This is a genomic window from Paenibacillus cremeus, assembly GCF_007786445.1.
GTDB classification, from domain to species: domain Bacteria; phylum Bacillota; class Bacilli; order Paenibacillales; family NBRC-103111; genus Paenibacillus_G; species Paenibacillus_G cremeus.
In genome coordinates this window covers 1-15,640 of the sequence record NZ_VNJI01000026.1, presented here as the reverse complement: position 1 = coordinate 15,640, position 15,640 = coordinate 1, and the positions used below count along the sequence as shown (strand labels likewise).

11 protein-coding genes are annotated in these 15,640 nt (G+C 54.5%); 1 reads left to right on the top strand and 10 read right to left on the bottom strand.

The annotated features are described in order from the left end of the window. Nucleotides 1-59: 59 nt before the first annotated feature. Entirely contained in the window at nt 60-1,463 is a 1,404-nt protein-coding gene (locus tag FPZ49_RS19835) for an MATE family efflux transporter (protein WP_144850159.1), read from the bottom strand. Between the two features lie 233 nt (nt 1,464-1,696). Here FPZ49_RS19835 and FPZ49_RS19830 point away from each other — a divergent pair, with 233 nt between their 5' ends. Continuing rightward, nucleotides 1,697-2,248: a hypothetical protein gene (locus FPZ49_RS19830; RefSeq protein ID WP_144850157.1), complete on the top strand. Its 552-nt coding sequence runs from the start codon at nt 1,697-1,699 to the stop codon at nt 2,246-2,248. 26 nt (nt 2,249-2,274) lie between these two features. On the opposite strand, the gene FPZ49_RS19825 is transcribed toward FPZ49_RS19830, so the two are convergent. From FPZ49_RS19825 to FPZ49_RS19785, 9 genes are all read right to left on the bottom strand, one after another. Further along, the gene (locus FPZ49_RS19825; protein ID WP_144850155.1) at nt 2,275-3,375 is read right to left on the bottom strand and encodes a bifunctional heptose 7-phosphate kinase/heptose 1-phosphate adenyltransferase; all 1,101 of its coding nucleotides are present in this window, start codon (nt 3,373-3,375) and stop codon (nt 2,275-2,277) included. After that, a complete protein-coding gene (locus tag FPZ49_RS35850; RefSeq protein WP_186445929.1) occupies nt 3,362-5,398 on the bottom strand; it encodes a hypothetical protein in 2,037 nt (678 codons plus the stop codon). Before FPZ49_RS35850 ends, FPZ49_RS19825 begins: the two co-directional genes overlap by 14 nt. Before the next feature lie 3 nt (nt 5,399-5,401). After that, nucleotides 5,402-6,415 (bottom strand): DUF4432 family protein, encoded by a 1,014-nt coding sequence (locus tag FPZ49_RS19815; protein WP_144850153.1) that lies wholly within the window; start codon nt 6,413-6,415, stop codon nt 5,402-5,404. Further along, nucleotides 6,391-7,203, bottom strand: coding sequence for an HAD family hydrolase (locus FPZ49_RS19810; protein ID WP_144850151.1), 813 nt, complete (start codon nt 7,201-7,203; stop codon nt 6,391-6,393). The genes FPZ49_RS19815 and FPZ49_RS19810 overlap by 25 nt, the downstream gene beginning before the upstream one ends. Before the next feature lie 31 nt (nt 7,204-7,234). Next, nucleotides 7,235-7,864, bottom strand: coding sequence for a D-sedoheptulose-7-phosphate isomerase (locus tag FPZ49_RS19805; RefSeq protein ID WP_144850149.1), 630 nt, complete (start codon nt 7,862-7,864; stop codon nt 7,235-7,237). Nucleotides 7,865-7,924: 60 nt separating this feature from the next. Further along, nucleotides 7,925-9,103, bottom strand: a complete 1,179-nt coding sequence (locus FPZ49_RS19800) for an ROK family transcriptional regulator (protein ID WP_144850147.1) — start codon at nt 9,101-9,103, stop codon at nt 7,925-7,927. A 90-nt stretch (nt 9,104-9,193) separates the two neighbouring features. Next, nucleotides 9,194-12,247 (bottom strand): alpha-mannosidase, encoded by a 3,054-nt coding sequence (locus FPZ49_RS19795; RefSeq protein ID WP_144850145.1) that lies wholly within the window; start codon nt 12,245-12,247, stop codon nt 9,194-9,196. Between the two features lie 311 nt (nt 12,248-12,558). After that, a complete protein-coding gene (locus FPZ49_RS19790) occupies nt 12,559-12,747 on the bottom strand; it encodes a hypothetical protein (RefSeq protein WP_144850143.1) in 189 nt (62 codons plus the stop codon). 185 nt (nt 12,748-12,932) lie between these two features. Continuing rightward, on the bottom strand, nt 12,933-15,263 hold the full coding sequence (locus tag FPZ49_RS19785) for a hypothetical protein (RefSeq protein WP_144850140.1): 2,331 nt from the start codon (nt 15,261-15,263) through the stop codon (nt 12,933-12,935). Nucleotides 15,264-15,640: the final 377 nt, after the last annotated feature.

Below are 15,640 nucleotides of genomic sequence, written 5' to 3'. Positions count from 1 at the left end.
GTACGACAAAAAACCACTCCGCCCTTCAAGGCTGGAGTGGTTTCTGCTTTTTATATGCTCTATTGCGCCGGCTTCGCCCGCTTGGCAGCATCCATCAGATGGGCCTTGCGCCAATTGCCGAACCGGTAATACAGCACGTTGAGCCCGGCTGCGATCGCGAAGCTGATCGGGAAGCTCCACCAGATCATATCAAAGCCGTAGTGGCTGCTGAAATACGACGCAAACGGTATGCGGACCAGCAGCAAGGCAATCGATGAAACGACGAGCGGCACGATGACCGCCCCCGCGGAACGAACTACTCCGGCCACAACGTTGAATATCCCGAAAATAATGAACGACCACAGCGTAAGGTTGTTGATATGGACACCCAGATCAATCGCCTTGCCTTCCAGCGGCAAGAACAAGCCCAGCGCTTGGCGGTTAAACAAATGAATGATGGCGACCAAACTGCCGGTCAACGCCACATTAAACCCGACTCCGATCCAGGTTACCCGACTTACGCGATCCCATTTGCCTGCTCCGATATTTTGAGCAGCCATGGAAGTGACCGCTCCGCCGATCGCCATCGCCGGCATTTGCACGTAGCTGGAGATCTGGTTCGCCACGCCGAAAGCGGCTGAAGCCTCCGAGCCGAACGCATTGACGATATGAATCAGCACCAGGTTGCTGAGCGACACCACGACCATGTTCAGCCCCATCGGCAGGCCTTTGCGGATCAGCAGCCCAATCAACGGCCAATCGAGCTTCAGCAGATGAAGATCGTTTTTGGTAATCCGCAGAAAATATTTTTTGGCATACAGATAGATCAGCAGAAGCACAAAGCTCAGCAGCTGAGCAATGAAGGTCGCCGTAGCCGAGCCGCTTATCCCCATCTTCGGGAACGGGCCGATGCCGGCAATGAGCAGCGGGTTTAGCGCCACGTCGAAGACCGCCGACAGCAGCAGGAAGTAAAACGGCGTCTTCGCATCCCCCGAGCCGCGCAGGACGGCCATCACCAGATTGTAGCCGAACATGAACGGAATGCCGGCAAAAATAATCCGCGTGTACGCAATAGCCAGCTCCCTAGCGTCAGCCGGTGTATTGAGCAAGTCGAGAATATGCGGTGAGAATACGATCCCGAGCAGTCCAACAATAATGGAAGCTAGGGCGAAAAAAGTAGTGCTGGTTCCCACGACACGCTTCGCTTCATCCACCTTTTTGGCGCCGAGATTTTGACCGACGAGAATGACGGCTGCCATCGAAATCCCAAATATTAAGCTTAACAGGAAAAATAAAATAATGTTCGCATTCGACGTAGCCGCCAGTGCGGTTTCACCGAGAAATTTACCGACCCAGATGGAATTGATCGATCCGTTGAGCGACTGCAGCACATTGCCCAGCAGGATCGGAAGGGAGAACAGAAAGAGCGTCTTCCCTATTGGACCTTCGGTTAGTACGGGTCGTGCCTTGGCTTGCGGCGTCATGGTTGCTCCTCCTAATGTCCGTCCGTAATATAAATTCATGGCCCGTCATCCACTTCTTGCCATACTGTTCTATTTTACGTCCCACGAGTCGGATTTTCAAATGTTGCGAACCTATCTATTGGCCGATGGTCACGATCACAGTTCCAATTTTCGTCCGGCTATACCGTTGTCCCTCTCTAGCGGACTGGCTGAAGCATATGCTAATGCAAACTCCTTTGAAAGGATGAATTAGCATGCGTGTCAACACTAAGCCTTCGTCTCCTTTCTTTTTGCCAGCCTCACTCAAGCGTCAAAAGCGTCAAGTGCGACAAATCCATCAAACCCGCTCACGAACAATTACTCCCGTGCGCCGAACCGCAAAACGATTCCCCACCATCCGAATCAGTCCGAATAATATTCAGCGCCCGCGCATCATCGTCAGCAAGCTGCCGGATAACACACTGCTTGTGACAGCCAGTGGAGTCGTACAAACCAGAAATGCCGTTTCAAAAGATGATGCAGGCGTGCTGGTGCCGATCGAGTTCTTTTTGAGCCAAGCCGGGGAGGTACGGCTGTTTCCAAGCAATAGCCAACTCCTCAATTCCACGATTCTGCTGACGCCCAATGCGTCGGATCAATTCGATCGGGACTTAAGCACGCTCGGCGTATTCAATGCCGATGTGCGGTTAGTCCCCACCGAGGATGGGCGCGCCAAACAGCTGCGTGCGAATGCCGTAGTGCATGTACAAGGCTGCGCCGTATTGGCTGTCGGCTATGCCATTTCGGCTTCCATCTCTTCTCCTTGAGCGAAAAGGAAAAAGCCGCTCTACGGTTATCCGTAAGCGGCAGTTTTATAAACGCTGGTGTAACGCTCTTTGATTTCGTCTGGCGTTGCGGTTCCGGTCGTGCCCAGCTTGCCGATGACAATAGACGCCGAGATATGCGCCAACGCCATGGCATCCGCTCCGGAGGCGCCGCTCGCTATCGCAGCCAGCAAGGACGAGAGGAAGCAATCCCCTGCTCCGACGATATCCAGCGGCGGCTGAACCGGCAGCGAGGGGATCCATACAGGCTTCGTCTGCCCTGCCTCGTACCAGAGCGAGCCGTTGGCCCCCAGCGTCATGCAGCTCTGAGCCCCGTTCCGGGCTTGCAAGCGGCTGCCGGCTTGAATCCATGCCGCCCACTCCCCGCCATCGGCATCACCTGTTTCCGACGCCGCACCCGGGAAGGCTCGCATCGCTTCCAGCTCGTTGGGCTTGACGATGACACCGTGGTACAGGGCGATCCGATCCCGACTATCGACGGCGATCCGTTTGCCGCGTCCGGCCCAATAGGCTAGACGCTCGCGAATCTCCGGCGTGATGACGCCGAGCTGAAACTGATCCGTCACCGCGATCGCGTCCACCTGCTCGGCCATCGCGTCCAGCTTCTCCAGCAGGCGAGCCGTTTCGGCCGCCGTCAACGGGCTGCGGTTGGCAAAATCAAGCCGTGCGTCCTCCTGCCACGCCCCTTGATGCCCATGCCGCATCGGCTTGCAATAGGCTGGCGTGATGCGCCCCGCTTCCACGGTGGAGTACGAATCGTCGATGCCCCGCTCCCGCAGGCACTGATTCAGCAGCCCTCGCCTCCAGTCGTCTCCCGTCACCGTGCAGAACAAGACCTCGCGTACACCAAGCGCCTTCAAATTCGCCGCCACATTGCCTGCTGCGCCGGGGGAGTACACTTCCTTGACCACCGGCAGCGGGTAATGCGGCGTTTCTCTCGACAGCTCGCTGATGGTCATATCCGCGTGCCAATAAATATCGATGCAGCCGTCGCCGATGACCCCGATTTTGAGCTTCGAAATAGCGCTCAGCAGCTCCATTAACCGTTCATGGGTCAAGCCTTCATGTCGATCCACTAGATGAAGCGGGGGGCGGTTATCTCCATTCATCGTCTCGTTCTCCTTTCGAGTCGGAGTTCAACGTAAGCGTCTGCCACAGAACTGGAATCGTCTCTTGATGCAGCCCTTCAAAATGAAACCCTTTGCCCCCCAGGCTGGTCGGGCGGTGAATAATATTTTTGCGCGGCCGATAGTAGTAGTCCCAATCCTCATAGCCTACTTTTTTGCGGTAATCGCCTAGCCGGATGATGTCAAAATTCGCCGTGGTGATGTGATGCACCGGATACTGGAGATTTCGCGCGATGGACAGTGCTTTTAGAAACACCTCGGGCCCTGTAACCGTAGAACCAAAATTGACAAAGACGCCATGCTCCAGCTGCGAAACCGTATGGCAGTACGCTGCAAAATCTCTCCCGCTGGCTCCCCCATGTACCGCAAAATCGGTATCGGGGTGCTGCTGAATCGCATCGGTCCCAATCGTAATGTGCACCGTGTACGGAATGCCGGCCTTCATGCAGCTGCCAAGCAGCGTAGCGTCGAGGTACGGGAACCGATCCTCATGCTTCTCTACATAAGCGATCAGGCTTTCCCCGTAGCCAAGCCCCTGACGATACCCTTCCTGCAGCGCTTCATTCAGCCACTCTCCCGGCTCCTTCCACATGCCAAGCACGCCGCGGCCCAGCGCCTCTCGCTCGTCTTCCTCCGTCTGACCGAAGGCAGCCAGCTCGAAATCCTGGAATGCGCAGGCGCCAACGACCGCCAAATGTGTAATCATGCCGCGTTCAATCAAATCGCCCAAATAGCGCGTCATTCCGCTCCCCACCACTTTGCCGCCAAGCGAAGCCAGCACTTGATTGCTTTTTAGCCTAGCCTCCAGCCACCGTTCTGTGAACTCGTCAAACTGCGGCGCATCCCAAGGACGAGGCAGCGATCGCTTCACCCAATAGGGCTCCGCCGGATGCGGAATGTCAACGGCACGCAGCAATGCTGCGCGATCCCGAATGGGATAAAGCACTCTCTCTACGCCCAAACGCATCTCCGCAGACGAAGCCACAGCCACTGCACCGCCCAGAAAAGAGATCCCCCGCTCCTTCATCCGCCCCAGAACCGCCTCGAACAAATGAGGGATCGTCACCTGATGCAGCCCATGGAACAAATGCCCTTGACCGTCGATTTGCCGCAGCCGATCGATGAAATTGCGTCGTGGCCGATAGTAGAACTCCGGCTCATCCTCTGTCGGCCGCATCTGTGCGTTTACAGGGACAATATCGAAATTAGCCGCTGTAATGCCGCTCATCGGTAGACCGGCGTTGCGGGCCAGGCTGAGCGCTTTTAAGAACATTTCCGGTCCCGAGATCGCCGAGCCGAAGTTCAGAAACACCCCGCCATGAGCCATAGCTGCTACAGACCGGCACATCCATTCAAAATCCCGTCCGCTCGCCGCGCCCAGCGCTTCAAAATCGACGATCGGATGCTGATGGATAATATCCGTTCCGATCGAAATGTGACACGTATAGGGCACACCGTACTTTTGGCATTGCACGAAAACGCAGTCGTCAGAATGCGGGAACCGTTCCGGATGATCGGACAAGTACTTAGACAAACTGGCCCCGTAGCCCAATCCAAGCGCCGCCCCCTGCTGCACCGCTTCGTTCATGTAGCGCCCGGTTTCCTCCCACATGCCGAAGGAGCCGTCCTCGATCGAGCGCGCGACATCCTCAGACGTTTCCCCCATGAACGCGAGTTCAAAATCGTGTATGCTCGTTGCCCCATTGCCGGAAACGTGCGTAAGAATGCCGTGCTTTACCATTTCAATAATGTAGCGGGATAGTCCGTTCTTGATGACGTGCGCGCCCATCGACCAAATGACCGGCTTTCCCTGAAGGCGTGTCTCGATGATTTTTTCTACAAGCTGGTCGAACGCCCCCTGCTCGTGCACAGCGGACTTCCAGTCCGGAACCGTATCCTCGTAGGGCTTTGCCATATTTTTGATCGTGACCAGATTCGTGCGGATGTGCACCGGATTAGTACGGATCGCTTCGAATGAAAGCCGCTTCGTTCTCGGATAGGCCATGCCTTATCCCTCCTTCGTCACTTCGATTTCGAGCCAAGCATGCCGGCTGCCGCCTGGAGGCACGACAATCGCTACCCCCTGCTTCACCGCTTCCGCTACAGTCAGCTTGGGCGGCACATTGAACATTTCGAGCCCAATATTATAATCACACGCGAAAAATGGGGCGTCCGAATCCGCAGCGTAATTTTGCCAATACCATAAATACGGCCATACCGAGGTATCCCATCGCACCTGTAACGCCAATCCATCTTCGGGCCGCCGTAGGCGATACATTCCTTCAGCCATTGTCACGTAAAGCAAATCCCGCTTCGTTCCCGGTGCAGCCATGCGGGACAAGTCGACAAGGTCGTCTCCCTGTCTAGCGTTCGGCCAAGCGAGCGTTTGCTCCATGCCTGGATGATGTACCAGCGCTCCCGGCTCCAGCTCGATGCGGGACGTTTCACTTAAGAACGGCGCCCCATAGGCCAAATGATGCCCCCAATTCGCTTCCAGCGTAACCGGCGATTCGTTATGTATGGCTTCATCGATCTTTACTCTACTATCCCCTTGCCTCATAGTAATCGTTTTCTCGATGCGAAAGGGCAGCGAGCGCAGCCGATTCGTTAGCCTAACTTGAATTTGCTCCGGTGTATCGAATACGATTTCGTAATCCCAAGGCGTAATCGCGGATTCCCCTCGATGCAATGTAGCTCCTCGGTACTCGTGCGTAAAGCTGACCTCCGGAAACATTTCCTGCCACCCGCCGATGTAACTCATTTGGTAATCCGGGTAAAGATGGTGTACAGGCAGAAGTCCCATCCTCGTCTGCCAAATGAAATCGGTATCCGTTGGCTTATGAAGCCAGCGAATTGGCTCACTGCCTTTATCCAGCAGCAGATGGATTAAAAGCGTCTCGTTCTCCAGCAGGATGGATCGGTACCCTTTATACGTCAGATCATCCGTGATCCGACAGCCGAATAACCGATGCTTGCGGTACAGGGAGGGCGCCATCGCTACAGTCCCAGCCTTTCCAGCCAAGCATTCAGCTGCTGGTAATCACCCGCAATCCAGTCTGCTCCCGCATTCATGAGCCGGTTCTCCTTAACGGGATTGATGCCCTCTCTAGCGTTCTCGTCGCTGGCAATGCCTAGGGCGAGGCTTCCATATTCTTTGGCCAAACGAATTTCCACCTTCCCGTCGCCAATGACCGCGAGTTCACTGCAGTTCAGCTCAGGGTTTTCCAGCAAATCGCGGATGACCTTTTCCTTCGAGCAATCAGCCTTCCCGACAGGCGCACCGGCGATCTCCTTGAAATAGCGGTATACGCCAAGCGCCTTTGCTTCCCGCACCACATCCGGGTGATCGGTTCCACTCGCCACATACATCGCAATGCCAGCTGTCTGAAGCGCCTCAAGAAACGGGATCGAGCCCTTCATTAAGTAATCCTCCGCTTGCAGCTCTCCCCGCTCCAGCTTTTCCAGCCGTTCATTGACCGTCATCAGCAATCTGCGGTTGTATTCCTCTTTATAGCCCCATTCACTGAGCACGACGGGGTTCCAGCTTTTTTTGCGCACCTTGTCAGCCAGCCACATCATTTGATACACGGTTTGAATGCCAGTCGATTGATCAATATATTCCGCGATCTCCTTCGTTAATGCCTCTTCTTCAGAAGCCGTAAGCGGGTGCGGCCCCGAGATCACCTCAAGCATGAGCGGCGCCATCACTTCTTCCCAGCCCGCCCGCAGCGTCGACAACGTTCCGTCAAAATCAAGCAAGACGACCTTCACCCGTGCCTGCGTGTTCTTTTGTGCGCTATGGTTATTCATATTAAATTCCTCCCGAATAAAATGCTTTGGCTTAAAAAAATGCGTCCTCCAGCATGATGCAAAGCGCGTGGTAAATCGGCAGGTGACGCTCTTGAATATCCGGCGTAGCTTGATAAGGAACACGAATGATGGCGTCGCAGTAGGTGTTCATCTCGCCGCCGCTGCTTCCTGTGAAGCCGATCGTGTACAGCCCGCGGGCTTTAGCTACTTGAAGGGCACGAATCACATTCATCGAATTCCCCGAGGTACTGAATCCAACCAGCACGTCGCCCTGGGCGCCATAGCCGTAAACCTGCTGCGCGAACACCAAGTCCGCCGCCACATCGTTGGCAAACGCCGTCTGGAGGGCCGTATGGCTGACGAGCGAAATCGCGGGAAGCGCGCCTTGCAAGTGATCGGCCAAATAGCGGCCTTGCTCACCATATGAATCGATTAGCTTTTGCCGTTCTTCTTCGGGCAGCGGCCGCTTGCTCATAAACCCTTTCATCAGCTCGCCGACCATATGCTCACAATCCGCCGCGCTGCCGCCGTTGCCGCAGAGCAGCATTTTGCCCCCGGATCGGTACGATTGCTCCATCAATCTCGCGGACTCCAGGATGGAAGCATGGCAGGAAATCAGCTCCGGATAGCGCTGAAACAGTCTTTCTAGAACTTCTGGCATATGCTAAGCCCTCTTTTCATTTAATCATTAAGTTAATACACTATGCAGAGGCACCGGTTTTTAGGACCGGCGCATGACCTGCAGCGGCTTGGCAATCAGCTCCTCTAGCACGAGCGCTGCACCTCCCACTGCACTTTGAACCTCGCCGAAGGTCGCGGCTTCAATGCGAACGCGGTGCTTCACGAAGTCATACACCCTTTCGATGACGCGGCTTCGGATGCGGGCAAGCTCCGGCTCCAGGTACGAAAACAGCTTACCGCCCAGCACGATCATCGCAGGGTCGTACATGTTAAACACATTGGTGAGCGCCGACTCCAAATAATACAGCGTCTCCTCGTAGCATTGGCTGGCGGAAGGGTCCCCCCGCTTCACCTGCTCCATCAGCTCAGCCATGCTGCCCTCGCCGCCATAACGACGCAGAATGCCAGGGATCGCGCCGATCGTCTCCCAGCAGCCGCGGTTGCCGCAGTCGCACACAATGCCATGTGGATCCAGCATCGTATGACCGACTTGACCGTACAGCCCATTCACCCCGCGAACAAGCTTGCCCTCCGCTATGATGCCGCTGCCGATCCCCATCCCCATCGTGACAAATACGAGGCTGCCTTCCTTCTTCGCATGCCCGAACCATCGCTCCGCGAGCGCGGACGTGCGCGCATCGTCCTCGATTTGAACCGGGAGTCCCAACCGTTCTTCCAGCACCTTACGGATCGGGTAGCCATCCCAGCCCGGAAAATTCGGCGGCTTCCGCAGCGTTCCCGTCTCCAAATTCATCGGCCCCGGAATGCCAACGCCGATGCCCAGCACACGCTTGTGCTCGCTAGCCGCCAGCTGCAGCGCTTCCTGCATAAGCGGCTCAATAGCGGCTAGGACACTGGCGGGCTCGAGTGTCTCCCCGGTGTCCAGCTTCCGTGAGTACACGATGCCGCCGGTCAAGTCCGTCATGACCAGCGCAATGGACGATCGGCCGATGTCCAGGCCCATGATCCGATACAGCTCCGGCTGGAACCGCAGCATAATGCGTTTGCGCCCCACCGTGCCCGAGCTCGTCTCCGACTCGCGAATCAGCCCCCACTCGATGAGCTCCGACGTCAGATTCGTGATTGTGCCCGAGGTCAGCCCCGTTTTTTCAATTAGCTCAACCCGCGAAATTGCCTCCGCTTCCCAAATGTAGGTCAAGATCGAGCATAAATTTTGCTGCTTCACTTGCTGTAAATAAATCGTCTTTGTTTGCGTCATCCTTCTCACCCGATCACAATAACTTATTGATTAAACAAAATTATGACGGCAAACACTGAATTTGTAAAGGCGGGTCGCGGGTTACTCCCCCTACCCTAACACCACTCGAAACGTACGAATCTGATACGGCGTCACACGAAACTCCAGGGAGTGTTCCCCCATCTTAAACGCATCCGCTTCCGCCAATGGACTCACCGGCTCCTCCAGCAAATTCACGGCTTCCACCGCCTTGATCGGCCGCGCCGAACGAACGGTGACCGGCCCCCGTTGATTGCCATACTCATGGAAGCGTAGAATCACTCCGTTACCAGCCTCCGCCGGCTTCACGGTTTCCAGCATCACATGCTCGCCTTCGACTTGCAGATAGGAATACTCCTTCGGCAGATCGCGGCCCCCGCTGCTTCCACCCGACTCCATCACTCTAGCCTGCAATGGAATATTTACCTCATATGCCTCGCGGTTCGTCCCAGCCGTATGCCAGCTTCCCTGATGCGGGAACAAGCTATAGCAGAACGTATGATCGCCATGGTCTGCCAGTGGATCGGGATAAATCCCCGACTTAATCAGCGTGATGCGCATCGTATGTCCTTTGATGTCGTGCCCGTACTTGCAGTCGTTCAGCAGGCTTACCCCATAACCGCCCTCGGACAAATCAACCCACTTCTGCGCGCACATCTCGAATTGCGCCTCATCCCAGCTCGTATTCTTAAGCGTCGACCGCTGCAAATTACCGAACTGAATGTCATACGTCGCATAGGCGCTCTGAACATCCACCGGAAAGGCCGCTTTAAGCAGCACCTGGCGCTCCTGCCAATCCACCCGTGTGTCAAAATCGATCCGCTTGCTGTCGCGATGAACGATCACCTTTTGCACAATCGTGCTCCGGTTCCAGGTCCACGTGAACTGAACAGCGCCCCGCAGCCCGTTATCGAACACCACCTGCACACCCACAAGCTCCGTCACCTCTCGACGCTTCAGCGGAAAATCATAGTCGATATTCCATGCGTCATTGCGGATCGGGCGATCCTCGAACAGCTCCAGCACGTTCCCCGCTTCCCCTGGTGCCAGCACCTCGCGATTCGCCTGCTTATCAAAGACCGAGAGCAGCTGCCCATTCGGTGCAAAAAGGATACGGATGAGCTCATTTTCCATTTTCTCCGTGCTGATGCTCCATGCTCCTCCAACAGAAGCTGAAGCGGGAACGCGACTCCAAGCCTCAAGCTCTTTCCAGCTTATCGTCCGGTACCCTAGCGCGGGCACGGAATCCACCCACAAGGTTCGTCCATCGACTTCTACCCAGCCCCCGCGATCCCACGGCAAGGAATTGAACACTACAATCCCCGGCTCATCATCAGCAGCAATACGGCTTGCGACAGCAGACAAACCAGCTTCCAGCACCTCGCGACCAATAGCCAATATTTGCTCATAATCCCGGTCACTGTCCTCAAATACTTCCGGAATGCCCGACCCCGGCAAAATATCGTGGAATTGATTTTTCAATATCAGCTTCCAGCCGTCCGCCAGCCTTTCCAAAACCCGTACGTCATGAAAATTCGCAACCGCCCCCCATAGCTCCGCCTCCCGATACAGCCACTCACTTTGGCGATTGAACCGCTTGTTCTTCGCCTGCGACGTGTAGGTCCCTCGGTGAAACTCGAGATACAGCTCGCCCTTCCAGGACGGAAGATCCTCCCGCAGCCGCACCCGGCGCTCCAACTCGCGGAAATACTCCAGCGCCGTGCCGAACTTCGTTTGCGGCAATCTAGGCAGCGCTGCCATCCGACGCCCGGACTCGACCATTTCTGCAGTTGGCCCGCCTCCGCCATCGCCATGCCCGAACGCAATCAGCAGATGATCGTTGATCGCCTTGGACTTATAATTTTCCCACGTCTGCCATACGCTCTTCGGATCCAAAAAGCCATTATACGTATACACGTCCAAATTACGCTCCGGCGCGCTAATATAATGGGCCAGCACCTCCGAGCCGTCGATTCCCACCCACCCGAACGTATCATGCGGAAAATCATTCACCTCATTCCAGCTCAGCTTCGTCGTCATGAAGTAGCGAATCCCGCACTGCTTCAAGATTTGCGGCAGCGCCGCATTGTAGCCGAACACGTCGGGCATCCACAGCATTTCGCAGCTTTTTCCGAACTTCTCCTTCACATAACGCATCCCGTGCAAAAACTGCCTAACCAGCGACTCACCAGACGGAATATTGCAGTCCGACTCGACCCACATCCCGCCCTCGACTTCCCAGCGGCCTTCTTGAGCTCGTGCTTGAATTTGCCTGAACAAATCCGGTGCGTCCTCTTCAATATAAGCGTAAATTTGCGGCATCGATTGAAAATAAGTAAACTCCGGATACTGATCCATCAACGCCATGATCGTGGTGAAGGTATGGACGCTTTTTCGCCGGGCATCGGCAATCGTCCACAAGTACGCAATGTCGATATGCGAGTGCCCCACAGCGATCAGCGTCGGCGCAAATCCGTCCCTTGGCAGCGCAGAGAGTCCGCCCTGAATCACCTCCAACGCAGACTGTACCGAGCTGAAAAAGCTATCCGATCGCGGGGCAAACAAATCCAACCGAATGCAGGCATCATGCAAAAGGTCGTGCAGCTTATAGTGCGCAGGATCGTGCAGCTCCAGGCATTCCACGGCTTCCGCCAGATTTTTCAACCACATTGAAAGCTCCTGCATCATCGGATCCAGCAAACAAACCTGCGGCGCTTTGAACTGGTAGAGGTTCTCGGTAATCCCGGCAAACGCTTCCACTTCCAGCTCCAAGGTTCCCCCTCGAACGGCGTCCTCTGGCAGCACGTATTCTTTATGATTGCGATCAAGCCCGAAGCTCCTCCGGCCATTCACGAACAGAAGCCCCTCACACGCCGTCCGGTCTTTCGGAACGTCGAGGTCAAACCGCATGGTCACGAGCCCCTCCCTCCACGCCGCCGGCAGCTCAACCGTTTGTTTAAAATGCCACATCGTCCGCCCCCCGCCATAAACGATCGGACAGGACCGTTCCTGCCAATTGCCGTCACCTGAGTGAGCCATACATGTGGAAAGTGTCATACTGCCAAGCACGCTCAGCCTTTGCAGGTGATCTGCCAGCTGTTTGATTTTGACCAGAGAAAGCTTCATGCCACGTCCTCCAAAACGATCCCTTATGATTTATCTTAATGATAAAGTTAATTATGAGTTAGCTTTATCATTAAGTCAACTTTTTTCTACAAAACAAAAAAAGTCCCTGGCAGGCAAGGACCTTCTTAAACTACACCTCATTTTACATACAGGATCGATTTCCACACTGAGGACAAACAAGACAAACCGATGCTGAAGCACTACTCGGTACCGCGATCGGGTATTGGCAGCATTCACATGCCACATATTTGAATTCCGGCTTACTTTCCGTTGATTTAAGTTTCATGTTGTCTGATCTCCTTGTGATCTACTTAGTTCAGCCTTTCCGTGAAAACGCGGTTCATAATATCGAAGGCCTTCTCCGTAACTTCAAAGTATTGCCCATGCAGATTAAAAAACACCTTAGCATGACTGTCCTCCTGTTTCACAGCCGTAACATCCGACTTTTTCACCCATGCCGGCAAGCCGGTTGTCAGTGATAGCTTTAACCATTCACTCATAGCCTCACCACCCTCATATAACATGCAACAAACAAGAACACTTGTTCCCTTATCATATACCTAATTTCCTTCCATTTCAACCTCAAAAAAAACACCATTCCAATGCATCGCAACCGTTACAGCAGGCGGATGAACCCGTTGTTGGTTGTCGACGATTGAAATGGTGTTTTGCTCATCTTTACCCTTTAATGAATCGTAGTACCGTTCAGCGTTACGCTGCTCGAATTAAACGACGGGATCACCAGCGTCATACCCGAGTCCGTCACCGTGATGCTGCCGGTTACGGTTTGCTTCGTCGCATCGGCCACCGTAGCCGACACGCTGAACGCGTCGTAGGTGCCGCTGGAGTTTTGCGGGGTGTACTTGGCGATCGCGCAGACGATGTCCCCAGCCGAATACGTTTGCGGCGTCGAGCTTTCGAACAGCTTCACCCGCATATTGTCTGTGTATTTCACATATTTTTCCGAGCTGCCGGCTTTCTTGTACCAGAATACCTTCGTGCTAAGGCCGACCAGGCTTTCCAGCGTTTTGTTGCCGGTGCTGCCCGTCGTGCTCGACATCCACATCTCATTCGGCGTCGTGGCATCCTCTTTATTCTCCGCCTTGATGTACGGCCAGCCTTGAATGAACACGTTGTTCACGCCATTCGTACCGGTCACATTGCCGATTTTGAACAAGCTGATATTGCCGCTCGCTGGGAACACACCCGTCGTCGCACTGCTTAGATCGAACACCTTCGTCGTATCCGTCCCATCAAAAATGTTCATAATCCGCTGCGTCTTCGAAAAATACGGCAGCCCGATCATCGCATTCGTCGATTTGAGCAGCACATCCTGATCAAACTGCACCATCATGATCTGATACAGCGACGTACCGTCCGTGATATAGCGGGTTTTGATGTCCGCGTTCAGATTGCTGTCGTGACCCGTGGTCATCCGAACCATATAATTGCCAACGGTGTCAGTATAATTGTTCGGCGTCGACGCTCCCGCTTTCCAATTACCGGAGTTATCCCGGTAGTAGAAGCCCTGCGCTTTGACATTGTCGTTTACACCGTCATTGATCAAGTTATCGGTGAAGGTCATGCCGTTAACCGCAATTTCTGCCGGCTGGTTATTGTCTTTATCGAAGTAGATCGAGACGTTGCTATTCCGGAACGCCATGCGATCGTTGATGGTATTGGCTGTACTGTTCCACGTACGGAAATAATCGTAAAACAGCAGCATCCCCATCGCGCCATGCCCGTAAATTTGCGAGTTCACCGGGTCGGTCGACAGCGCTGCCGTATTGCCGTCCAGCTTCACCCGTCCCAGATCGGCCCCGATCTCCCCGCCAAAATAGTTGTACCCCAGCGCAATCGCGTTATCCCGCTTACTGCCGGAGATATCGTTATGCCGCGTGCCGCCGTGCATCATCCCCGCTGCCGACAAGCGGCGATTGATGTAATTCGCCTGACTGATGCCGTCATTATATAGCGTATCCTTGATCCCGTTCGTCTCGCCGATATCGAGCATGCGCTTGTACAGCCCTGCCATGAATGTCAGCTGCAGCCCGCTGTAATGCGTCTCAAATCCGCCCTGCTCGGCAAAAATACGATACCCGTCCTGCTGCGTAATATTTTCGCACTGTACATAGCCGTTGCCTTGCACATACGACGTGCTAGGGCACTGGGAAGGCACAGACGACTGATCCAAATTCGTGCCGGTCAGCGTGCTTGTAGAGCTATAGTAATTCATCGCCTCGCTCTGCAGACTGCCGGTCAGCGAGTCCGTAGACGGGTACAACGAGCCCAGCGTGTAGCCGCCGAGAATGGCGCCCATGACTTGGTTCGGCGTTTTTTGCGGGTTGTATTTGGAGACGGTGCGCAGCCATTTCCAGTTCGAGACGGCGCGGGCTTTAATCGTGTTTTTATCCGTCAACGTAAATAAGTTATCTCCCCCAACGCCGTCGTACTTGAGAATCAGCGTCTTATAAAGCAGTGACCAAGCCGTCGTCGGATAGTTGGCGGAAGCGCCGACAGGTGTCCCGAGCGAGTTCATGTTTGAAGTACCGTACCCGGACAACGAGTAGGAGGCATAATATTCGGTGCTTGTCGGGCTCAGCAAAAAGGACGTATCCGACGGCGGCGCATTCCAATCCCGGTTAGCCAGCGCAAACTGCAGCCCTTGACGCGCCGCATCGCGTACCGCATCCCGGTCCGTTGCGGCCGGGTTATTCGCCCACCACAGCGTCAGCAAAGCGACCGCGCCCCAGTCGGCGTTGCCGATCTCGGTGTTGTCCGTGCCGGTTTCAAAATTGCCCGTCGAGCCGTTCGCCGTATACCGTGCCATGAGCGCATCCTTCTGATTCGTGATGGCGGTCATGACCGACGCCTGATCCGGATAAAGCACCGTCAGCGCCGACTTCGTGTAGTTGTAATCGGTTGCGGCCAGCGCCGTATTGACAGGGGTCGTGCAGGAGACTAACGATAAAGCAACGCTCGGAATCATGACATACTTCATCCACTTTCGGTACATCAACTTCACTCCTTTTTAACATCGTTGGAAGCGTTATCATGACTCATTATAAACGGAATGTCCGCTTCATTTCTCTATCCTATTTGCGCTAAATTATAACTAGATTGCGCACCACCTTTGCCCCTAATAACCCTACAATGGCAAAAAGGCCCCCAAAGCAGGCAATGTCATTTAGTTAAGCTCAAAGACTAGACTGGGTATAAAAATGTAATCCGAAACGGCATGGGACAAAGTCCTGTGCCGTTAGTTTTTTGGGTTTAGTCAAGCAAAATGTGCACAGCAAACAAGCGGATGTCATATCCGCTTAAAAAATGTTCATTCGAAATGAATTATGCTACTCTGTAGACGAAGCTAACTGCTGATTTATAACGGATTTT